Below are 21,720 nucleotides of genomic sequence, written 5' to 3' on the forward strand. Positions count from 1 at the left end.
GAATCAGGCCCCGTGAAAGACATCCTCCACCCCTTGTGTCTGGCGATCGCCGGCAGCGGATTCCTCTTCCTGCTGCGCGACCTCGCCAAGAGCCGCCGCGACCGTGCCCTGATCGCGCTGGCCTTCACGTACGGTTTCTCCGCGATCAGCTACGCCGTCTCCCTCACCTGGGTGTGGGTGCGCATCGACGACGTCTTCGGCGTCACCAACATCTCCGTACCGCTCGCCCAGAGCTGCGTGATCCTCGTCTTCGCGCTCCAGGCCACCGTCCTCGCGTACTGGTCGAAGCCGGCCGCCGAAGCCCGCCGCCGCAGCCGCCTCCTGCTCATCGCGGCCGCCGCGGTCATCGCCGGCATGGCCGTACTGTTCGCCCTGCTCACCCCGGCGACGACCCGCCCCGCCGACTTCGCCACGTACTACGCGCACGACCCGTACTACCAGGCGTACGTGCTGCTGTACTTCGGCACCTACACCGTCGCCGAGCTCTACCTCGCGCGGTCCTGCTGGAAGTACGCCCGCACCGCGAGCAACCCCTCGATCACCTGGGGCCTGCGGCTCATCACGGCCGGCGCGATCATCACCCTCGGCTACAGCACCATCCGGATCGGCGCGGTCGTCGGAGCCGAGGCGGGCTTCGGCGTCGAGCAGCTCGACCCGTTCGCCTGGGCGTGCGGCGACATCGGCGCCACCGCCACCCAGATCGGCTACTTCCTCCCCACGCTGGCCCGCCGGACCGCCGCAGCCCGCGACTGGACGACCGCCCACCTCCGCTACCGGCAGCTGCGCCACCTGTGGGCCGCGCTGGACCGGGCCGACCCCGGCATCACCCTGCGCCGCCCGGCCCCGCACCGCGACGACCTGCTGCGCGGCCGCAGCGCCCACTTCCCCCTGCTGCGCCGCCGCGTCGAGATCCGCCAGGGCCAGAAGCTGCTGCGCCGCTACCTCGACCCGGCCGCGCGGGAGACGTCCGAGACCCGGCACCGGGCCGAAGGGCGCACCGGCGCCGACCTCGCCGCGGCCGTCACCGCCGACCAGATACGCGACGCCCTCCTACGGCACCGCGCGAACGACCCCCTCGAAATCCCCGCCGAGTACGCCGACGCGGAGCTGCCCCTCAGCACCACCGAAGACGAACTGACGCACCTTCAGCGCGTCGCCTCGTACTTCGCCCCGCCGCCCGAGAGCCCCCACGCCACCACCTCTCACAGCACCACATCTGGAGCCCGTTCGTGATCCTCCGACGCACCCTCCTCATCGCCTCCACGGCCATCGCCGCAGCGGCCTCCATGGCCTCACCCGCCGCCGCCCGCGCACGCGCCGGCGCGGCGCAGGCCCCGCGCAAGACTCCCCACAACGCTCTGCACCTGGCCCCCGCACGCGAACAGCTCGCCGCGCTGCGCCAGCGCAAGATCACCAGCCGTGCCCTGCTGGAGCAGTACCTCCAGCACATCGCCACAACCGAGGACCTGAACGCGGTCGTCACCCTCGACGCCGACGGCGCCCGCGCGGCCGCCGACGAGGCGGACCGTCACCTGGCCGAGACCGGCAAGCCGCTCGGCCCGCTGCACGGCCTGCCCCTCACCGTGAAGGACGCCCTGGAGACGCGCGGACTGCGCACCACCAGCGGCTCCCCGGACCTCGCCGACCACGTGCCCGACCAGGACGCCGACGCCGTCGCCCGGCTCCGCGCCGCCGGCGCCCTCATCGTCGGCAAGACCAACGTCCCGACGATGTGCCAGGACATCCAGACCTCGAACCCCCTCTTCGGCACGACGAAGAACCCCCACGACGACACCAAGACCGCCGGCGGTTCCTCCGGCGGCCCGGCCGCCGCTGTCGCCGCCGGACTCACCAGCCTCGAAGTCGGCTCGGACCTCGCCGGATCCCTCCGGCTCCCGGCCGCGTACTGCGGCGTGTACGCGCTGCGCCCCAGCTTCGGCATCGTGCCGACCCGCGGCCACATCCCGCGCCCGCCCGGCTGGCTCACCAGCTCCGACATGATCACCCTCGGCCCGATCGCCCGCACGCCCGAGGACCTCGACGTCCTCCTGGACGTGCTCGCCGCACCGGCCCCGGCCGACGCCGCCGCCTGGAAGATCGACCTCCCGGCACCGAAGCACCAGCGCCTCGGCGACTACCGGATCGGCCTCTGGCAGGACGACCCGTACTGCCACGTCGACAAGGACACCCGCGAACTCCTGGCCGCGGTCGCCGAGATCGTACGGTCCACCGGCGCCACGGTCGACGACGCCACCCGCCCCGTGGACCTCGCCGACAGCGACAAGCTGTTCCAGCGCCTCATGTACGCCACGGCGAGCGCGACCGCCACCGACGAGGCGTTCGCCGCCGACGTCGCGGCCGCGGAGAAGACCCCCGCCGACGATCCGAGCGCCCTGTTCCTGCACTCGCGGACGATGCGGCACCGGGACTGGATGCGCGCCAACGAGGAGCGCGAGAAGCTGCGCGGCCGCTGGGCCGACTACTTCGCCGACCACGACGTACTGATCACGCCCGCCGCCCCGACGGCGGCCGTCGACGACCAGACCGCCACCCCGGTTCCCGGCCGGTCCATCACCGTCGACGGCGAGAAGCGGCCGTACTTCGACCAGACGGCATGGCTGAACATGGCCGGCCACGTCAAGCTCCCCGCCGCCGTCATCCCCGCCGGCAAGACCGCCGACGGCCTGCCGCTGGCCATCCAGATCATCGGCCCCTACCTGGCCGACCGCACGGTCCTCGACGTGGCCAAGCACCTCGCACGGCTCCTGCCCGAGCCCGTCCGCCCGCCCGCGTTCACCGCGTGAGCGAGCCCCACTGACCCGGGCTCGTCCCGCCTCCACGGGGGTGGGGCAGGACGAGCCCGTACAAACAGAGGGCCCCAGGTTCACCTGGGGCCCTCTGTACTGCCTGTACTGCCGCCCGGGGCGGCGGGCGCAGAGCCCGGCGCGACCCGGTACGGGTACAGCACGGAAAGAGCCCGGATACCGACGGGGGATGCGGCATCCGGGCCAATGATCAGCTTAGCCCTGCAGAGGCGACTTGGGCCAGTCGGGCCGTCCTGGCCGTCCTGACCGCCCTCCCTGCGCGCCACGTGCGGACGGTCGACGGCAGGGTGGATGACGCACGACCCAGGATCCCGCAACCCCATAACCCCGTAATCCGGGAATCCGGGAATTCCGGCCGCCCGGAACAGTAATGCCATGATGCGTTGACGCAGCGCGTCATACCAGACGCCTTAAGGTGCCTCAAGACGCCTTATCCGGCGGATTTGGTCTCCACGCACGCGCAGTCATTTTCCCCGGTCGGCGGGCCCGGGTGCTCGCTCGCGAATTCCCGGGCCCCGCCGATATCGCGGCCGGTTTCCCCGCCGCGTCGGGAGAACGCCTAGCCGCCGAGGGCCCCGGTGGCCGCCCCGACGAGCGGGGACAGCGTGTCGTCCAGCATCTGCCCGTGAATCTTGAGGTTTCCGGTGGGGTCGGTGAGCATGCTGGTCACCTCCCAGGACGGGTCGCTCAGGTGGTACATCTCGACGTGGTGCCACAGCTGGTCGACCGACTCGCCCACGGGGCTGGTGAGGCTGGACGCGGGTGCCGTCGCGTGGCCCGCGTGGGCGGTCGTCATCGTGGCCGCCGAAGCCGTTCCGGCGCCACCGACGCCCATGACCGCCACCGCGGCCACCAGCGTCCCGGCGACGGTCACCCACCGCCGGCGCCCAGCCACGCCCGATACGGCGGCGGAATCCCGGCTCATTCGGTTCTCACGACGGTAAACGTTCATGAATTACACCTTCCTCGCAGCGCGGCAATCAGCCTGACGGTCTGACGCCCTTGGGTTGCGTTAAGAAGCTCAACATGCCCCCAACCCCGCGTGGTTTCCCTTTCGTTGCCGAGTCGAGAACGGTGACTCACCGTCAAAACGGCGGCAGCAGCAGCCTGATTTAACAGGTGAGTGACTCATGGGACATGAGCGAGCAATCGGGGAGGCGTCTGATCTCGTACCGGCGACCGCAATTCCGTCGCCACCTGCCCTGCTTGAAACGCACCGGCGAATACGCGGAGCTCGCGGCCTTTGCAGCCGTTCAACGCCTGCCCATGTGCCCGCCCATGTGCCTGCCCACGCGCTTGGCCATGCGCTTGCCCATGTGCCTGCTCTCAGGAGAGGGACGATGACGACGATTCAGGAATCCGTACCCGGACCCACCGCCTTCCCGACGGCCCCTCGCTCCCAGCCGGCGGCCACGCACCTCGCTGACCTGCTGCTCCGGGCCGCCCAGCACCACCCGGGCAACGGGCTGCAGTACTGCCTGACGGACGATCCGGCAAAGACCCGGCTCCAGCCGTACCCCGAGCTGCTGGACGAGGCCCGCCGGATTCTGGCGGGACTGCGCGCCCGTGGCGCGGAAGCCGGCCGCAAGGTCGCGCTGCTGCTGGAACGCCCTGACGACTTCCTGCCCACCTTCTGGGCCTGTCTGCTCGGCGGCATGACCGCCTGCCCCCTCGTTCCCATCCGCAATGACCAGGAGCGGTGGAGCGCCCAGCTCGCGCACGTCAACGCCCTGCTGGACGATCCGCTGCTGGTCACCACGGGGCGGCTGCGTGACGAAATGCCGGAGGTACCCGGTCTGGAGGTGGAGGCCCTCGGCGAACTCACCGCCCACGTGGGCGATGTCGCCCCCGCCGACGTGACGATCTCCGAGGCCCGGCCCACCGATGTCGCCCTGATGGTCCTCACCTCAGGATCCACCGGCAACTCCAAGGCCGTGATGCTCACCCACGCCAACCTGCTGGCCTCCATGGCGGCCAAGGCCGACACGCAGGGCCTCACCTCGGCGGACATCACACTCAACTGGATCTCCTACGATCACGTCGCCGCCCTGCTGGAGGCGCATCTGCTGCCGCTGTCGGTCGGTGCGAACCAACTGCAGACCACCCCGGACATGATCCTCGGCGACCCGGTGCGCTTCCTCCGGCTCATCGACGCGCACCGCGTGACGATGACCTTCACGCCCAACTTCCTGCTCGGCCTGATCAACCAGGCGCTGGACCAGCTGCCCGACAACGCGTCCGACAGCCTGTCGCTGGACCTGTCCACGCTGGACCACATCGTCTCCGGCGGCGAAGCCAACCTCGTCACCACCGGAGTGGCGTTCCTGGACAAGCTCGCCAAGTACGGCCTGGCCCGCGACGTGCTGTGGCCGGCCTTCGGCATGACCGAGACCTGCGCCGGCAGCATCTACAACCGTGAGTTCCCCGAGGCCGACCTGGGCGCGGAGTTCGCCGCGGTCGGCCGTCCGGTGACCGGGCTGACCATCCGGGTCGTCGCCGAGGACGAAGCGGAGCGCGTACTGGACGAGGGCGAGGTCGGCGAGGTTCAGCTGAACGGCCCCATGATCACCGGCGGATACTTCAACAACGCCCGGGCCACCGAAGACGCGTTCACCGCCGACGGCTGGTTCCGCACCGGCGACCTGGGGCGCCTCGTCGACGGCAGGCTCACCCTCGTCGGGCGCAGCAAGGACAGCATCATCGTCAATGGAGTGAACTACTTCAGCCACGAGCTGGAAGCGCTGCTGGAGGACCTCGACGGAGTACGGAAGTCCTACGTCGCGGCCTTCCCGACCCGCCCCGCGGGCAACGACACCGAGCAGCTGGTGGTGGCCTTCGCGACCACCCTCGACCCGGACGACGAGGCCGGTCTGCACCGCCTGCTGATCGCGGTGCGCAACAGCGTCGTCATGGCCTGGGGCTTCCGCCCGGCGCTGCTGCTGCCGCTGCCCGCGGACGCCTTCCCCAAGACCAGCCTCGGCAAGATCCAGCGTTCCCTCATGCGAAAGCGCCTGGAGGCCGGCGACTACGCCGCGCAGCGGACGGCCGTCGACGACGTGGTCACCCGCCACCTCGGGGGATACACCGCCCCCGAGGGCGGGACCGAACAGGCCCTGGCGGAGATCTACGCGGAACTGTTCGACATGGAGCCCGGGACGGTCAGCGCCACGGCGAGCTTCTTCGACCTGGGCGGCACCTCGCTGGACATCCTGCGCATGAAGCGGCTGGTGGGCAGCCGGCTCGGCGCCGTGGACCTGCCGGTCCTCGCCATCCTCACCGCGCCGAGCGTCCGCGAACTGGCCAAGCGGCTCACGGTGGCCGAGGACGCCGACCCGGCCGCGTACGACCCGATCGTCCCGCTGCAGACCAGTGGCGACAAAACGCCGCTGTTCTGCGTCCACCCGGGCGTCGGCGAGGTGCTCGTCTTCGTCAACCTGGCCAAGTACTTCGTACAGGAACGCCCCTTCTACGCGCTGCGGGCACGCGGCTTCAACCCCGGCGAGAAGCCCTTCGAGTCCTTCGACGAGATGGCCCGTACGTACGCGGACGCCATCCGCGCGAAGCAGCCGCACGGCCCGTACGCGCTGGCCGGTTACTCCTTTGGCTCGGCGGTGGCCTTCGAGATCGCCAAGATCCTGGAGGCCGAGGGCGAGCGGGTCGACTTCCTCGGCAGTTTCAACCTCCCGCCCCACATCAAGTACCGCATGGACGAGCTCGACTACATCGAGACCGCCGTCAACCTGGCGATGTTCCTGGAGCTGATCTCCAAGCAGCAGGCCGCCGAGCTGCCCGCACAGCTGCGGCCGCTCGGCAAGGACGAGCAGCTCAAGCACCTGATCGAGATCGCACCGCCGGAGCGGCTGACCGAACTGGACCTCGATCTGCCCCGGTTCACGGCCTGGGCCGACCTCGCCGACGGCCTGACCGCACTCGGCCGCACATACCACCCGAGCGGCACCGTGCGCGCGATGAGCGTCTTCTACGCGATCCCGCTGCGCGGCACCAAGGAGGACTGGCTCAACGACGAGCTGCGCCGCTGGGACGAGCACACCCGCGAGGAGAACCGGTACCTCGACGTGCCCGGCGAGCACTACACCCTCATGGGCCCCAAGCACGTCGCCGCCTTCCAGACCATCCTCCGGTCCGAGCTCGACCGGTCCCTCGACGGCAAGTGAGCACAGGAGACATGACGTGACGTTGACGCGCGGAAAGAAAATTCTGATCACCGGTGGCACCGGTCAGGCGGCCCGCCCGGTCGCCGAGGCCCTCGCCGCCGACAACGAGGTCTGGTGCCTCGGCCGCTTCACCACCCCCGGCGCCGAGGACGAACTGCGCGCCCGCGGCATCACGACGTACCACTGGGACATGGGCGGCGACGACCCCCTCGACACGCTGCCCGACGACTTCACCCACGTCATGCACTCCGCGGTGCACCGCGGCTACGACGGCGACTTCGACACCGCCATCGAGGTCAACTCGGTCGCCGTCGGACGGCTGATGACGCACTGCCGGAAGGCGGAGGCATTCCTGCACGTGTCGACCGGCGCCTTCTACAAGCGCCAGACGCTCGACCACCAGTACAAGGAGACCGACCCGCTGGACGGCGTGGCCGACTGGCTGCCGACCTACCCCATCTGCAAGATCGCGGCGGAGGGCACAGCCCGCGCGTACGCCCGCACGCTCGGCGTCCCCACCACCATCGCGCGCCTCAACATCTCGTACGGACCGGCCTCCTACGGCGGCGTACCCGTCATGTACTTCAAGAAGATGCTCGCCGGCGAGCCGATCCCCATCCCCCTCGAAGGCCAGAACTGGGCATCCCTCATCCACACCGACGACCTCGTGCACCAGGTACCGCTGCTGTGGTCCATCGCGAGCACGCCCGCGACCATCGTCAACTGGGGCGGGGACGAGCCGGTCGGCATGACCGACTGCGCCACGTACATGTCCGAACTCACGGGCATCGAGGCGAAGTTCGAGAAGACCGCCGTCACCCGCGAGACGTACGCCTTCGACAGCACCAAACGGCGGTCGCTGATCGGCGACTGCACCGTCGAATGGCACGACGGCATCCGCCGCACGCTGCGGGCACATTTCCCCGACATCGCCTTGAGGGACGACATCGCCCTGAAGGACGCGACGAAGGTTTCCGTGTGAACGCCACCGACGCGAAGAAGGTTTCCTCGTGAGTGCCACCGACGTGGAAAAGCGCATACGTGCCGCATACGACGCATTCCACCGCCGGGACATCGACGCCATCCTGTCCTGCTTCGACCCCGCGGTCGTCTGGGTGCACCCCGACGGCATGCGGGAAGTGGGCCTGGGCGGAACCAAGTACGGGCACGACGGCATGCGGGAGTTCCTCGCCCGAGTGCCCGGCGTACTGGGCGGGATGATCCTCGACCCGCACGAGTTCCTGGTCGACGGCGACCGGGTGATGGTGCTCGGGGACCGGGAGGTCACCTCCCGCGACGGCCGCAAGGCGACCCTGCGTTTCGTCCACTCCTGGACGCTCGGCGCGGACGGCCTGGCCGTGCACTTCGAGGACTACTTCGACACCGTCGACATGCTCCGCCTGATCGACCCGGACTCGATCCGCGCTCCACGGCTCGAAGCGGGCGCCTGACCGCGCCGATTCACGATGCACCGTGAGCCGCGTCGATTCACGGTGCACGCACCAAGGAGGCTCCGTCCCGATGCCCACCGCCTATCTGGGCCCGTCCGGTTCGTTCACCGAAGCCGCGCTCGCCGGCCTGAAGGTACGGCCCGGCGAGGCCGTACCGTACCCCGGCGTCCGCCAGGCACTCGACGCAGTCCGCAGCGGGGCGGCGGACACCGCGGTCGTGCCCTGGGAGAACTCCGTCGAGGGAGCCGTCACCGCCTCCGTCGACGCCCTCGCGCACAGCGGCGACCTGCGCATCACCGGAGAAACACTGCTGCACGTCCAATTCGCGCTCGCCGTACCACCGGGCGGCACACTCTCCTCCGTACGCCGGGTACTGACGCACCCACACGCCCACGCCCAGTGCCGCCCCTGGATCGACACCCACCTCCCGCACGCCGAATTCGTCACGTCCTCCTCGACCGCACAGGCCGCCCGCGAAGTGCGGAATTCACGGACACCTGATACCGCGGCCATCGCCTCACCGAAGACCCTGAGGAGATACGGACTCGAAATCGTCGCGCAGGACATAGGGACCCGTCCGGACGCAATGACCCGATTCGTGAAGGTGGCCCGACGCAACAAGCGGTCAGCGCCGCCGACGGGTGCGGACCGCAGCACCATGGTCGTACCGCTGGCGGGCAAGGTCAGCGACCTCCACGACGTACTGCACGAGTTCGTCCGCACGTCCGTGCCGCTGACATCGGTGCTGTCCAGACCCAGCGGCGCCGGCTTCGGCGGCTACTCCTTCCTCCTCGAATGCGAAGGCCATATAGACGAGCCCCCCGTCGGTTCCATCGTCGCCGCCCTGCGCCGACGCAACGCCCGGACCGTCTTCCTCGGCAGCTACCCCCGCGCCACACCCGCCCCCATGTCCATGTCCACACCTACATCCAATACATCCAACGGTTCTCTTATTTCACGAGGTGAAACGCTTTGAATTCCATGATTTCCCCCCTCGCCACTGACGCGCAGAACCTCCTCTTCAAGGAGGCCCACACCGCGAACACCTTCACCGACGAGCCGGTGACCGACGAGCAGGTCACCGCCATCCACGAGCTGATCAAGAACGCTCCGACCTCGCTCAACAGCCAGCCCCTGCGCGCCGTCCTGATCCGCAGCGACGAGGCACGCGCACGACTCGTCGAGCGGATGGCACCCGGCAACCAGCCCAAGGTGCGCCAGGCGCCGCTCGTCGTCGTCCTCGCCGCCGACCTCGATTTCCACGAGAAGCTGTCCAAGGTCGCACCGCACGTACCGAACGCCCGCGACCTGTTCGCCGACGAGACCATGCGGCACGACACCGCCGTGGTCAACGCCTCTCTCCAGATCGCCTACTTCATCGTCGGAGTACGGGCCGCCGGCCTCGCCGTGGGCCCCATGGCGGGCTTCGACGCCAAGGCCGTCACCGAGGAGTTCTTCCCCGACGGCCAACACCGCGCGCTGGTCGTGGCGAACGTCGGCCGCCCGGGCCCGGAGGCCTTCCGCCCCCGCGCACCCCGCCTGTCGTACGACGAGGTGTTCAGGAGCGTCTGACGGGACATCATGTCCTAGCCCTGCACTGTCACCGCTCCGACACCCGAAACTCAAACGGTACTGCGCCCGGGTCGACGATGGTGGTCCCGCCGTCCGCGGTGAGGGTGGTGCCGTTGACGTAGGAGGAGTGCGGGCCGAGGAGCCACAGGACGGCGTCGGCGATTTCGTGGGGTTCGGCGGGGCGGCGTTGCGGTACGAGGGCGGTGACCTCGGCGTAGGACTCCGCGACGCCGAGCCCCAACGGCCCGCCGAATTCCCGCATCTCCTCATCCGCCATTTCGGTACGCGTCCAGCCGGGACACACGGTGTTGGCACGTACTCCACGCGGCCCGAACTCGGCCGCGAGAGTGGCGGTCAGCATGGCGGCACCGGCCTTCGAGGCGGCGTACGCGGACATCCCTCCCGAGGCACGCAGCCCGGCTATCGAGCCGACCGTCACGAACGACCCCTGGGAGTCGATGAGATGGGGGAGCGCGGCACGGGCGAGGAGGAAGACAGAGGTCAGGTTGGTGCGCAGGGTCGCGTCCCAGTCCTCGTCGGTCAGATCGAGCACCCCGCCCGGGCGCATCACGCCCGCGTTGGCGACAACACCGTCGAGGCGCCCGTGATCCCGTACGACGGCGGCCACCAACTCCTCGACCTGCGCCCGGTCGGTGACATCCGCGACGTACGCCGTGGCCCCGCATTCGTCCGCGACCTTACGCAGCACGTCGCCCCGCCGTCCGCAGACGGCAACACGCGCACCGGACGCCGCCGCCTGCACAGCCACGGCGGCACCGATACCACTGCTGGCTCCCGCCACCAGGTGCACGGGGGCGGGGGAGGGGGGCGACGACGGGATGGGGCGCTGCATCAGTGAGTACTCCCTTGCCTACGGTTGCTGACGGGCAGTCACAGTGAGCGTGACCGTGGTATCTGGATGCGTTGAGTGCAGTCGGACACGGGCGATGCCGTTCGCGATCCGCACCACGGCGTCCGGCGTCTCGTCGACTGACACCCTGACGCCGTGCGGATACGCCGTGGCAGGGAGGGCGATCTCCGTCCACGCCCGGCGCGTTGTCCGGTTGGCGGTCAGGGTGAGGCGGTACTCGCCGGTCGCCGGGGTGTACGACTCGCTCTCGGGAACGCCCGCGACGGCACGCGCGTACGGGCCGAACACCGCTTCCTTGCCCGGTGCCGGGCGACCGTCGGCGCCTCGTACGCAGTAGCCGCCCCCTTGGGGTGCGTCGCAGTCGTACCACATGGCCCATCCGGAGGCGAAGCCCGGCATCGAACGCAGCTGTCGGCGGATCAGTTCCGCGTTCCCAGGTGTGGTGGCCCGGGGCGGCCCCCACTCGCCCACCAGGACGGGCAGTCGGTGTGCGGCCGGGTAGGTGCCGATGGCCGCCTCGTAGTGCTCGATGAACCCTCCGGTCGGGTCCCAGTCCTTCCCCGATTCCACGGCCGTGTCGTAGTAGTGCGGGGCGTAGCCGATGCGGCCGGCGCCGGGGCGCGGATCGTGGAAGCCGGGCAGGCTGGTCGGGACACCCTGGCCGACCAGGACGGTCGGTTCCACGAAGAGCCACGCGTTGCGGTCGACGGCTCGCACGGCGCGGATCAGGCGCCGGTACATCGCGGGCAGCCGGTCCTGTTCGAGTGCTACCGATGCGGCGAGTTGGTTGGCAGGGTCGGTGGGGTCACCGGGGACCGGGCCGAAGGGCTCGTTGAACAGGTCGTAGCCCAGCAGTGAGCGGTGACCGCGCAGCGTCGCGGCGACCCGGGCGTACGCGGCGGCCTGGGCGGCGCGCAGGTCCGCATCGTCGTACAGGTGGGTGAAGGCGGCCTGGACGGCGGGCTGGAAGTAGTCGGAGAACCAGTCGTCGGGGTTCGGCTCGAAGGGCAGGCCGTCGGTGCGGGTGGCCCAGGTGGGGATGCCGTTGTGCCCGAAGGCCGGGCCGAACACGTCCTGGTGCCAGTCGACGAGTACCAGCACTCCGTACCGGTCGGCCCAGCCCAGTACTTGGTCGAGATGGCGCAGGTAGGCGGTGTCGTAGTGGCCGCCACGCGGCTCCAGCTTCTCCCACTGGATGTTGAGCCGCATCAGTGTGAAGCCCTCGGAGGCCAGGCGCGCGACGCGGTGCTCCGTGACGGTGTCGGTCTTGCCGAGGTTGAGGCCGCGCAGAGTGAGGACCCGTCCCTGCCGGTCGGCGAGCCGGGTGCGGCCGTCCGGAGTGGTCACCGTGCCGGAGGGCGTGCTGATCGTGTGCGTTTCGATACCGGCCCACGTCGAAGTCTCCGGCAGCGCCGACGCCGAAGCCTCCGGTGGGGACGACGCCGAAGCCTCCGGTAGCAGGGCCGTGCCGAAGGCGAGGGAGAGGGAGAGGGACAGCAGGGCGAGGACGGTGCGGCTCGGACGCATGTGGCCTCCGGTGGGGACGGTCGGCGCGTGGGCCAAGGGCCCCGTCGGTTCCCGCATCTTGACGTCCGGGAGGCCGGGCGGCAAGGGGACGGCTGAGCCGAAGTGAGGCGTGTGGGACGAGGCACCGGCGAGGCGTCGGCGAGGCGTCGTGTCAATGTCTTCGGCGGTTATCCACAGGAGGCGGCCTCCGGAAAACGGCCAACTCGCTTTCCCGCTACCGTCGGTGACATGAACGGAGGACTGCCGGTCATCGGCATCAGCACCATCGTCTACGGCGCGATCGGCCTCATCGCCCTCGCCGCCACTGGAATCCGCAAACTCGGGGGAGTAGGCCATGTACAGCGTCACCGCCATCGTCCCAGCTCATAACGAAGAAGCCGGTCTGCCCGCGACCCTCGCGGCGCTGCGGCGCCAGACCGTCCCGCCCGACCGCGTCATCGTCATCGACGACGCCTCGACGGACCGCACGGCGGACGTCGCCGCGTCACACGACGTAACTGTCCTGCGTCCGCCCCGCCAACTCGGCAGCAAGGCCAGAGCCCAGAATCACGCACTGCCGCACTGCGATACGGACCTGATCCTCGCGGTCGACGCCGACACCGTCCTCGCGCCGGACTACATCGAGCGCGTCACGCCGGTCTTCGCCGACCCCACGGTCGCCGTGGCCGCCGGCAATGTCCAGACCCGCCACACCCGCACCCTCTGGGAGCGCGGCCGCTCCACGGAATACCTCTTCGGCTTCCACTTCCACCGCCCCATCCAGGCCCTCGCAGGCAGCCCCATGGTCTGCTCCGGATGCTGCTCGGTCTTCCGCCGCGCCGACCTGATGGCCTTCGGCGGCTTTCCCGAACGCACCATCGTCGAGGACATGGACTTCACCTGGTCCCAGCAGATCCAGGGCAGACGGGCGCGCTACGTCCCCGACGCCACGGCCTGGGCCGCCGACCCGGAAACCCTCACCTACCTCCGAAAACAGGTCTGGCGCTGGATGGCCGGCTTCTGCCAGAACGTCCGCCTCCATCTCGGCGAGCTCATCGTCCGCAAACCACTGCTCGCCGTCTGGGTGCTGCTCGCCCTCCTGGAAATCCTCACCGCTCCGCTGTGGTGGGCCACACCTTTCGTGGCGGCCGCGACGACGGATCAATCGCTGGGCACGACCCTCGCGTGGTGGTCCGGCGCCGAACTCCTCCTGACCACCCCACCCTTGCTCTACGCCGCCCGCAGACGCCGCCTCCGCCTCGCCACTGTCCTCATCAACCTCCCCTGCGTCTACGCCACCAAGATCGTCAACCTCGTCTACGCCTGGAAGGCCCTCTTCGTAGAACTACTCCTGGTCCCCCTCGGCTGCTCTTCGGGCCTGACCATCTACGAAAAAGGCCGAGCCGACACCCCACCTCGCCCATCAACTCCCGCACCCCCACGCCGATCAATCCCCAAACCCTCGCCCGCCACCTGATCTCGCCAAGGACATAAGGACACGAGAAGGAGGAAATGAAGAGAGGACGACGCGGCCGCGTCATTGCCGCCTGGTGGGGTGGGTGACTTTCAGGTGACCGCACCGTCCAGGGCCGCCGGCGTCACGATTAGCCGGCGGACGCGTGCCGAGTTCTGACGTCGGGACCTTGAAGGTCTCCCGCAGACCCCAGGCGCAGAGTGCCAGGATGACTGCCGCTGCGCCGGAGTAGATACCGACGCCGATCGGATTGCCGTCGAAGGCGATGAAGAGGGCGGTCGCGGTGGTGGCCGCTGTGCCGCCGCCCAGTGCCGCGCCGGTCTGGTAGGTGGCGGAGATGGCGGAGTAACGGGTGGCGCTCGCGAATTGTTCGCCCAGGAAGGCCGGGATGCAGCCCTGGGGAGCGGCCATGAGTACGTTCACCAGTATGTAGGCGACGGTTGCCAGCACCAGGATGTGCCCGTCCACCATGGGGAAGTAGGCGAAGAAGAACGCCCCGTAGGCGAGGGTGCCGAGGATCACCACGGGCTTGCGGCCGATCCGGTCGGAGAGGAGGGCCATGACAGGTACGGCGAGGGTGAAGGCGATGGAGCCCGCCGCCTGCAGCAACAGTGATTCGGTGTGGCTGTAGCCGAGTTCCTCGGCGTAGGTCACGGTGAAGATCGTGCCGATGTAGGCCAGGGTGTTGTAGCCGAAGGCCACGCCGATGGCCAGCAGCATCTGGCGCGGGTGCCGCTTGATGGATTCCAGGATCGGCACCCGGGGTGCATGCTCGGTGCGGCGCTCCTCCCGGGGCATACGACTGCGGGCCACGACGCCCGCCAGGACCAGCAGGCCGCCCAGCCAGAACGGCACGCGCCATGCCCAGTTCTGCAGTTGCTTCTGCGACAGCAGGGTGATCAAGGTGAACACGCCGGTACCGAAGAGGCTGCCGACCCCGATGCCGGCGCTCGTAAAGCTGCCCCACAGGCCACGGCGGTTCTCCGGGGCGTTCTCGATGCCGAACAGGGACGCGCCGCCCCACTCGCCGCCGGCCGCGAAGCCCTGAATGAGACGGAGGACCACGAGCATGATCGGCGCGGCGACGCCCACGGTGCGGTAGTCGGGCAGGCAGCCGATGAGGAAGGTACTGGTTCCCATGATCAGGAGCGTGAGCACCAGCATGGCCTTGCGCCCGATCCGGTCGCCGAAGTGGCCGATCACGATGCCGCCGAGGGGGCGGGCGATGAAGCCGCTGCCGAAGGCCGCAAAGGCGACGAGAGTGCCCACCGTGGGGTCGAAGCTGGGGAAGAAGAGGGTCGGGAAGACGAGCGCGGCGGCGAGGCCGTAAATGATGAAGTCGTAGAACTCCAGCGCTGTTCCGAAACCGGAGATGAAGAAGGTGCGCGTGGCTGTGGCGACCTGTGCCTTCAGGCCGGGTCTGACGGTCTCCGTCATGGCAGATCCTTCCAAGGGCAAGGGAGGGAAGGTCGGGAGGGGGAAGGTCGGGGGAGGTCGAGGGGAGGGAGGGCGAGGGGGAAGGAGGTGAGGGGAAGGGAGTGAGGAGGGAGGGGAGGGGGAGGGGCGGGGGCGGGGGGGAACCCCCCCCGGGGGGGAGCTCCGGAGCGAGGGCCCGGGAAGAAAAGATCAGAAGAGGAACAGCCAGAGGGGAAACGTCGCCGTTCAGAACCGAGCGAAGCCCTGCCGCGCAGCCTCGTCCGGCGTGCCCGCCACGTAGTCCAGCGCGCACCGGTCGACGTCCAGGCCGATGGTGAGCAGGGTGCCCCACTGCTCGTGCAGCGGCTTCGCCGTATCCGGCCGCATACAGACAACAGCGTCCGCTCCGGCGTCGCCGCACAGCGCCTTCGCCCGCTCGGCGGGAGCGAGGCCCGGCAGCGCCGAGCGGACCTTGCGCAGGTGCGCGAAGCGTTCCGCCGTCGACGAGTCGGCCCGGCCGGTGTCCCCGGCACTGAGCCCGGGGTCGAGGAAGTGATTGGTGTGCAGTAGCCAGCCGTCCTCGCCGGCCGGTACCACCGCGAGCCCGGCCGGGGACAGCTCGAGACTCGCAGCCGGAGAGTCGTCGGTGACCACGGTGAGCGAGGTCGAGGCGCTCACCGGCGCTGTCGAGGCGAGCTCGATGGCCTGGTCGAGGGTGTCGGCTTCGTCGAGGATGCGGCGGGCGATCGCGTGTACGGGGATTCCACCGGCGTCGGAGTCGGAGCGGTGGAAAAGGATGTTGAAGTGCACACCAAGACCGGCGCTGTTGACGCCGATCTTTGCCGGTGCGCCGAACTCGGTGAAGAGCTTGACCGTGCGCCCCGTACTCGGGGTCAGCTCGTGCAGCAGGGCGTCCGGTACGAGCGACTCGTGCCAGTCCCACGTCTGTACTGTCTCCGGCGCGGCTCCCGCGGGCGTGAATACCGCCGTCGAGCACTCGCCCTCCTTGGCCGGCGGACAGGCGGCGAGGATTTCGGTACGGGCACCGACGGCAGCCACCATCCAGCGCTCGATGCCCGCCGCGTCGGCGCAGGCGTCCGATTCCTCGGCCAGAGCCGGCGCCCAGGCCCGCAGGGCCTCATGGCTGCGGTCGGCGATGTCACGCGCCCGTTCCGCCGGGATGCCCAGTACGGCGAAGTGCTCCAAGTACAGCTCCGTGGCACGCCGGACCTGGGCGCCGAATCGTGTGCCGAGCAGGTACCCGCGTTCGCGGGGATCCGTCGTCTCGGTCCTGAGGGTGTGCAGCTCCACGGGGTTCCTCCCGGGCTCGGGGACTCGGGCGCCCAGTGACGTCGCTCCCGACGTCTGTCTGTTCTGTGCGGCGCGGAGTCACGCTAGGAATGTAAAACGTTTTATACAATGCTGGACGGCGCATTGATTTCCGCGACTCCCGAGATCCGTCTCCGAGAGCAGCCCCCGAGATCAGTCCCCGAGATCAGTCCCCGACACCAGCCCCCCCGACCCGACCCGACCCCAGACCCCAGGCGGCGCCATGGCACGGACGCACGGCATCACCATCAAAGACGTGGCTCGGCGGGCCGGTGTCTCCATCACCGCCGTTTCGCACGCCCTCAACGGCAAAGGCACCCTGAGCGAGGCCACGCGTGCGCACATCCGCACCGTCGCCGACGAGATGGGTTACGAGGCCGACGCGCTCGCCCGTGGTCTGCGGCGGTCCACCATGGGTGCGGTCGGGCTGGTACTCCGTTCCCTGGACGCCCTGGGTGACTACGCCCCGGTCGGCGTGGACGTCTTCGAGAGATTCGTGGGCGTGGCGGCCTCGCAGGCGCTGGCCCGGGGGCTGAGTCTCATGCTCGTACCGGATCTGACGCGGACGCCGGTACCGCCGCTGACGTTCTCGATGGACGGCTACATCGTCACCAACCCACACCTGGACGACCCGGTCGTCGCGCTGTTGGAGAAGCGCGGCATCCCCTACGTCACCTATGGCCGCGTCCCCGGACGCCCGGACTTCTCGCACTGGGCTTCGGAGGACGACGCGGCCTCCGCGCGCCAGGTCCTGGCCCATCTGGAGGCCGGGGGTGCGCGCAGTATCGCGCTGGTGCGCGGCACCGACCCGAACGCGTGGAACCTCGAGCACCAGGACACCTACCTGAGCTGGTGCGCCGAGCGGGGAACCACGCCCCGGCTCTACGAACTGGCCGAGCGGGCAGGCGTCGAGGGCGGCGTGGAGCTGGCAGGCCGGATCGTCGACGACGGTATACCGGATGCGGTTTTCTGTCTCACCGGGCGGCATGCGGCTGGTGTGCAGCAGGGGCTCATGGCGCGGGGTGTCGGGGTGCCTGAGCGGACCATGGTGGTGGCCGGCTCGGATTCCGAGCATGCGCGCAACAGTCGCCCTGCCATCTCGGCGGTGGAGCTGAATCCGGTGGAGAGTGTGGGAGCCCTGCTGGACATCCTCCAGGCCCTTGTCGCCGGCGAGGAGGCCCGCTCACCACGGCTGACCAAGGCTCGTCTCCGGCCACGGGGCTCGACACGGCGATAGGAGCGGCGGGGAGCCGCCCCCGGCCCCGGTTCGGTGGCACGAGGTGGCATGTGGTGGAGTGGCGGCAGGAGGGTGGACGCGGCGCGGACCCTCTGCGCGGGAACATCGGGCCCGCGGCGGCGAATTGATTGCCGTCAGGTCTCGGGCCTCGGGCCCTATGAGCTCGTAAAACGATCACGGGCGGGCCTTCTTGAGGCGTCTCCAGCAGATGAGACTGCAGGCCAACGAGAAGAAGGCATCGTGGAGTTCGGTTCGGCGTTCCCAGCGGACGGCAAGGCGCTTGAACTGGTGGAGCAGGGCGAAGGTCTGCTCCACGACGTAGCGGAGTTTGCCCAGGCCCTTGATGTTCGGGGTGCCCTTGCGGGAGTTGACCGGCAAGATCCGCCGCTTGCGCAGCTCCCGCCGGTTGGGATTGGAGTCGTAGCCCTTGTCACCGAGGAGTGAGTCGGGGTGACGGCGCGGGTCGGCCGGGTCGTCCGGCCACGGGCGGGATGCCATCGACCAGGGCGAGGGCCTGGGTGACGTCGTTGACGTTGGCCGCGGTGGTGACGACCTTGACCGGGGTGCCGCGTCCGTCGCAGATCAGGTGGTGTTTGCTGCCCGTCTTTCGTCGGTCGACCGGCGACGGACCAGTGTCGGCGCCCCCTTTTTCGCGCGGATGTGGGAGCCGTCCACGCACGCGCGGGACCAGTCGAGTTCGCCGACCGCGTGCCGGACCCGGGCACTTCAACGAGATCAAGTTACGAGCTCGTAGGACGCGGTCTAATACTGCAACCGTCTATGGCGTGACTGGTTGCCAGGCTGTTCGCCGACCTGGGCATGGATGGGGATCTTGGTGATGTCAGGGCGTAACGGGGAGGCTAGCGAGGTGCCGCGAGTACGTCCCGGAGTACGTTCTCGAGCGTGACGCGGGCCAGCTCGTGTCTCAGGGTCTCCTCGATGCCCTCGTAGACGCCCTGCATCGCCGGCTGGATGCCGTAACCCACCACGCATCCCTGGTCCGGGGTGGTGCGGTGCATCGCGAACAGCGGGCCGGGTTCCACTGCCTCGTACACGTCGAGCAGGGTCATCGACCCCAGCTCGCGCGCCAGCGACCAGCCCGCGCCCACACCCCGCCGGGACTCCACGAGCCCGGCCCTGCGCAGCTCGCCGAGCAGCCGCCTGATCACCACGGGGTTGGTGTTCGCGCTGGTCGCGATCTGCTCGGAGGTGGCGACCTCATGGCCCTGGCGCTGGTAGAGACCGATCCAGGCCAGCGCGTGGGTGGCAAGGGTCAACCTGCTGTTGGCGCTCATGAACTCCTCCTCTCGGCCGCAACGCTTTATGTTACGACAGCGCAGTCGTAACAGCGATAGTTGCAACAAGGTGTCGTAACAATTAGCGTTACGACTATCGGGGAAGGGTCAATCAACGAGGTGAGAAGAATGAGCAAGCCACTCACGGGCAAGGTCGCCCTGGTCACCGGGGGGTCGCGCGGACTGGGAGCCGCGACCGTACGACTGCTGGCCGAGCAGGGCGCCGACGTCGCCTTCACCTATGTCAGCTCCGAGAAGCAGGCGCAGGCCGTCGTCGACGACGTTCGCCTCAAGGGAGCGAAGGCCATCGCCTTCAAGTCCGACCAGGCAGACATGAGTCAGGCGCCGGCGCTGATCGACGACGTGGTCGCGCACTTGGGCGGCCTGGACATTCTCGTCAACAACGCGGCGATCTCGGTGGAGCAGGGCCGCACGGTGGACGACCCGGACGCCGACACCGCCGCACTGGACCGGATGCACGCCACCAACTACCTCGGCGTGATCGCCGTCATCCGGGCCGCCTCCCGAGTGCTGCGCACGGGCGGCCGCATCATCACGGTGAGTTCCGGCCTGGGCTCCCGGGTCGGCGCCCCCGGCCTTGCCGACTACTCGGCGACCAAGTCCGGGATCGAGAGGTACACCATGGGCGTCGCACGCGACCTCGGGCCCCGGAACATCACGGCCAACGTCGTGGAGGCCGGACTGATGGAGGGCGGCATGCAACCGCCGGACCCCGAGACCCTCAATGCCCTGGTCAGCTCGCTGTCCCTGCAACGCATGGGGCACCCTGACGAAATCGCCGCGGCGATCGCCTTCCTGGCGAGCCCCGCCGCGTCGTACGTCACGGGCGCGGTGCTGGACGCCCACGGCGGCTACAACGCCTGAACCCGAACCCCTGCCGCGCGCGCCGAAGGACATCGCGCCTTCGGGGCGCGCACCGCCAACGACCCGCGCGTGCGTGGACACGCCTCAAGAAGCCCGGATCGTGATCGTGTTACGAGCTCTATGGGGCAGGCTCGATGTTCTGGTTGGTGTGGAAGAGGTTGTGCGGGTCGTAGGTGCGTTTTACCGCGGCGAGGCGGTCGTAGTGGTCGCGGTAGGTGGCCTTCACCCGTTGCTGGGACTCGCCCGCGCCGATGAAGTTCACGTACGCGGCGCCCATGGAGTGCGGGTGCAGAGCTTCCCAGTAGTCGACGGCCCACCGCTTGATGGTCTCGGCGTTGGCCGGGTCGGGGTCGATGCCGGCGATGACGCCGGACCAGACGGCGTCGCGGTAACCCCACGCGGTGTCCTCGTGGTTCACGCGGTGGGCGGCGCCGTCGATCGGATAGAGGTGGAGAGTCGACAGGGCGGTGGGGTTGGCCTCCGCGTACTTGGCGTGGGCGTCGATGGAGTCGTCCGTGATCCGGTCGAACAGGTCGCCGCGCCAGTACCACTGCAGGCCGGTGGGGATCAGCTCGTCGAACATGCTCTGCAGCGCGGGGTAGGGCATCGGTGCCGCGAAATGGAAGGCCGGTGGAGCGGGCTCCTGTACCGGCGCGAACACCTCCTCCAAGCGGTCGAGGTCACCCGTCCAGCACCACACCACGCCGCACATCTTGTGCCCGTGGATCTCTTCGGGGAACGGCGGAGCGGGCGGCACGACGAGCTCCGCGAAGAAGCCGTTCAGGTCCTCGGTCGCCTGCGGCAGGAAGTCGCGGTACCACTGCAGTACGTCGCGGATGCGGTCCAGCGTCCATAGGGTGACCGCGACGCCCACGGTGTGCACCGGGTGCAGTTGGAAGGTGAACGACGTGACGACGCCGAAGTTCCCGCCGCCGCCCCGCAGTGCCCAGAACAGGTCCGGGTGATCCCTCTCGTTCGCGGTGACGAAGCTGCCGTCGGCGAGTACGACGTCCGCGGCCAGCAGGTTGTCCACGGTCAGGCCGTACTTACGCGTGAGGTGGCCGTGCCCGCCGCCAAGGGTGAGGCCCCCGACGCCCGTCGTCGACATGATGCCGGCGGGGGTGGCGAGGCCGAAGCCGTGGGCGGCATGGTCGAGGTCGCCGAGCAGCGTACCGCCGCCGACCTGGGCGGTCCGCGCGACGTGATCGACCCGCACCCCGCGCATCGGTGACAGGTCGATGGTGACGCCGTCGTCCACCAAGGACAGCCCGGCGCCGCTGTGTCCGCCGCCCCGGATCGCGAGTTCGAGATCGTGATCCCGGATGAAGTCGACAGCATTCATCACGTCAGCGGCGTCCGTGCAGCGCACGAGGGCGGCCGGCCGCCGGTCGATCATTGCGTTGTAAATCTTGCGGGACTCGTCGTACTCCGAGTCCTGTGGAGCGATGACCGGGCCGCGCAGTGCGGTCCGCATCCCTTCCAGAGTGGTGCCGTCCATGACGCTCTCCTCGCAGCGGCGCGGTACGGTCCTGTCCGCAACCCGCTGGGATACAGCCCGCAATCCGCCGGGCATTTCCCCTGCTGGGGACGCCGGTGGTGCAGGTGCGCGCCGGTGCCCCGGCGCCGTCAGCGGCCGGGAAGCACACAAAAGACACCACAGGGCTTACATGACCAGCGTCCTCCT

19 protein-coding genes are annotated in these 21,720 nt (G+C 69.3%); 10 read left to right on the top strand and 9 right to left on the bottom strand.

What is annotated here, in order from left to right; all coding sequences use genetic code 11:
• The first annotated feature begins 12 nt into the window (after positions 1 to 12).
• Positions 13 to 1,233, top strand: a complete 1,221-nt coding sequence (locus tag ACZ4MH_RS08135; RefSeq protein WP_351589183.1) for an MAB_1171c family putative transporter — start codon at positions 13 to 15, stop codon at positions 1,231 to 1,233.
• The gene (locus tag ACZ4MH_RS08140) at positions 1,230 to 2,804 is read left to right on the top strand and encodes an amidase (protein WP_351589181.1); all 1,575 of its coding nucleotides are present in this window, start codon (positions 1,230 to 1,232) and stop codon (positions 2,802 to 2,804) included. The genes ACZ4MH_RS08135 and ACZ4MH_RS08140 overlap by 4 nt, the downstream gene beginning before the upstream one ends.
• Before the next feature lie 580 nt (positions 2,805 to 3,384).
• On the opposite strand, the gene ACZ4MH_RS08145 is transcribed toward ACZ4MH_RS08140, so the two are convergent.
• On the bottom strand, positions 3,385 to 3,777 hold the full coding sequence (locus tag ACZ4MH_RS08145) for a hypothetical protein (protein WP_467754413.1): 393 nt from the start codon (positions 3,775 to 3,777) through the stop codon (positions 3,385 to 3,387).
• A gap of 388 nt (positions 3,778 to 4,165) precedes the next feature.
• Between ACZ4MH_RS08145 and ACZ4MH_RS08150 the strand changes: the two genes are divergently transcribed.
• The 5 genes from ACZ4MH_RS08150 (at position 4,166) to ACZ4MH_RS08170 (ending at position 10,023) form a co-directional block, all read left to right on the top strand.
• On the top strand, positions 4,166 to 7,000 hold the full coding sequence (locus ACZ4MH_RS08150) for a non-ribosomal peptide synthetase (protein ID WP_351589175.1): 2,835 nt from the start codon (positions 4,166 to 4,168) through the stop codon (positions 6,998 to 7,000).
• Between the two features lie 22 nt (positions 7,001 to 7,022).
• Entirely contained in the window at positions 7,023 to 7,982 is a 960-nt protein-coding gene (locus tag ACZ4MH_RS08155) for an NAD-dependent epimerase/dehydratase family protein (protein ID WP_351589263.1), read from the top strand.
• 28 nt (positions 7,983 to 8,010) lie between these two features.
• The gene (locus ACZ4MH_RS08160) at positions 8,011 to 8,451 is read left to right on the top strand and encodes a nuclear transport factor 2 family protein (protein WP_351589172.1); all 441 of its coding nucleotides are present in this window, start codon (positions 8,011 to 8,013) and stop codon (positions 8,449 to 8,451) included.
• 70 nt (positions 8,452 to 8,521) lie between these two features.
• A complete protein-coding gene (gene pheA, locus ACZ4MH_RS08165) occupies positions 8,522 to 9,427 on the top strand; it encodes a prephenate dehydratase (protein WP_351589170.1) in 906 nt (301 codons plus the stop codon).
• Between the two features lie 5 nt (positions 9,428 to 9,432).
• Positions 9,433 to 10,023 (top strand): malonic semialdehyde reductase, encoded by a 591-nt coding sequence (locus tag ACZ4MH_RS08170; RefSeq protein WP_351589168.1) that lies wholly within the window; start codon positions 9,433 to 9,435, stop codon positions 10,021 to 10,023.
• Between the two features lie 28 nt (positions 10,024 to 10,051).
• Here the strand turns inward: ACZ4MH_RS08170 and ACZ4MH_RS08175 are convergent, their stop codons facing one another.
• Together ACZ4MH_RS08175 and ACZ4MH_RS08180 are read right to left on the bottom strand one after the other, a co-directional pair.
• Complete coding sequence (locus ACZ4MH_RS08175; RefSeq protein WP_351589165.1) at positions 10,052 to 10,876, bottom strand: SDR family NAD(P)-dependent oxidoreductase; 825 nt, start codon at positions 10,874 to 10,876, stop codon at positions 10,052 to 10,054.
• 18 nt (positions 10,877 to 10,894) lie between these two features.
• Positions 10,895 to 12,421: a cellulase family glycosylhydrolase gene (locus ACZ4MH_RS08180; RefSeq protein WP_351589162.1), complete on the bottom strand. Its 1,527-nt coding sequence runs from the start codon at positions 12,419 to 12,421 to the stop codon at positions 10,895 to 10,897.
• Between the two features lie 334 nt (positions 12,422 to 12,755).
• On the opposite strand from ACZ4MH_RS08180, the gene ACZ4MH_RS08185 reads away from it, so the two are divergent.
• Entirely contained in the window at positions 12,756 to 13,877 is a 1,122-nt protein-coding gene (locus ACZ4MH_RS08185) for a glycosyltransferase family 2 protein (RefSeq protein WP_351589159.1), read from the top strand.
• A 60-nt stretch (positions 13,878 to 13,937) separates the two neighbouring features.
• On the opposite strand, the gene ACZ4MH_RS08190 is transcribed toward ACZ4MH_RS08185, so the two are convergent.
• A complete protein-coding gene (locus tag ACZ4MH_RS08190; RefSeq protein ID WP_351589156.1) occupies positions 13,938 to 15,311 on the bottom strand; it encodes an MFS transporter in 1,374 nt (457 codons plus the stop codon).
• Between the two features lie 225 nt (positions 15,312 to 15,536).
• Complete coding sequence (locus ACZ4MH_RS08195) at positions 15,537 to 16,601, bottom strand: C45 family peptidase (RefSeq protein WP_351589153.1); 1,065 nt, start codon at positions 16,599 to 16,601, stop codon at positions 15,537 to 15,539.
• A gap of 241 nt (positions 16,602 to 16,842) precedes the next feature.
• On the opposite strand from ACZ4MH_RS08195, the gene ACZ4MH_RS08200 reads away from it, so the two are divergent.
• Positions 16,843 to 17,856 carry a LacI family DNA-binding transcriptional regulator gene (locus ACZ4MH_RS08200; RefSeq protein ID WP_351589150.1) on the top strand — a complete coding sequence of 338 codons (1,014 nt, stop codon included), beginning with the start codon at positions 16,843 to 16,845 and terminating at the stop codon, positions 17,854 to 17,856.
• Positions 17,857 to 18,030: 174 nt separating this feature from the next.
• Here ACZ4MH_RS08200 and ACZ4MH_RS08205 read toward each other — a convergent pair whose 3' ends face one another.
• From ACZ4MH_RS08205 to ACZ4MH_RS08215, 3 genes are all read right to left on the bottom strand, one after another.
• Positions 18,031 to 18,354 (bottom strand): transposase, encoded by a 324-nt coding sequence (locus ACZ4MH_RS08205; RefSeq protein ID WP_351589147.1) that lies wholly within the window; start codon positions 18,352 to 18,354, stop codon positions 18,031 to 18,033.
• Positions 18,287 to 18,535 (bottom strand): transposase, encoded by a 249-nt coding sequence (locus tag ACZ4MH_RS08210; RefSeq protein WP_467754414.1) that lies wholly within the window; start codon positions 18,533 to 18,535, stop codon positions 18,287 to 18,289. The genes ACZ4MH_RS08205 and ACZ4MH_RS08210 overlap by 68 nt, the downstream gene beginning before the upstream one ends.
• A 181-nt stretch (positions 18,536 to 18,716) precedes the next feature.
• A complete protein-coding gene (locus tag ACZ4MH_RS08215; protein ID WP_351589144.1) occupies positions 18,717 to 19,151 on the bottom strand; it encodes an Rrf2 family transcriptional regulator in 435 nt (144 codons plus the stop codon).
• Positions 19,152 to 19,280: 129 nt separating this feature from the next.
• On the opposite strand from ACZ4MH_RS08215, the gene ACZ4MH_RS08220 reads away from it, so the two are divergent.
• The gene (locus tag ACZ4MH_RS08220) at positions 19,281 to 20,036 is read left to right on the top strand and encodes an SDR family NAD(P)-dependent oxidoreductase (protein WP_351589141.1); all 756 of its coding nucleotides are present in this window, start codon (positions 19,281 to 19,283) and stop codon (positions 20,034 to 20,036) included.
• Positions 20,037 to 20,154: 118 nt separating this feature from the next.
• Here ACZ4MH_RS08220 and ACZ4MH_RS08225 read toward each other — a convergent pair whose 3' ends face one another.
• A complete protein-coding gene (locus ACZ4MH_RS08225; RefSeq protein ID WP_351589138.1) occupies positions 20,155 to 21,534 on the bottom strand; it encodes an FAD-binding oxidoreductase in 1,380 nt (459 codons plus the stop codon).
• Positions 21,535 to 21,720 lie beyond the last annotated feature (186 nt).

This window comes from Streptomyces sp. NPDC026301 (assembly GCF_055567935.1).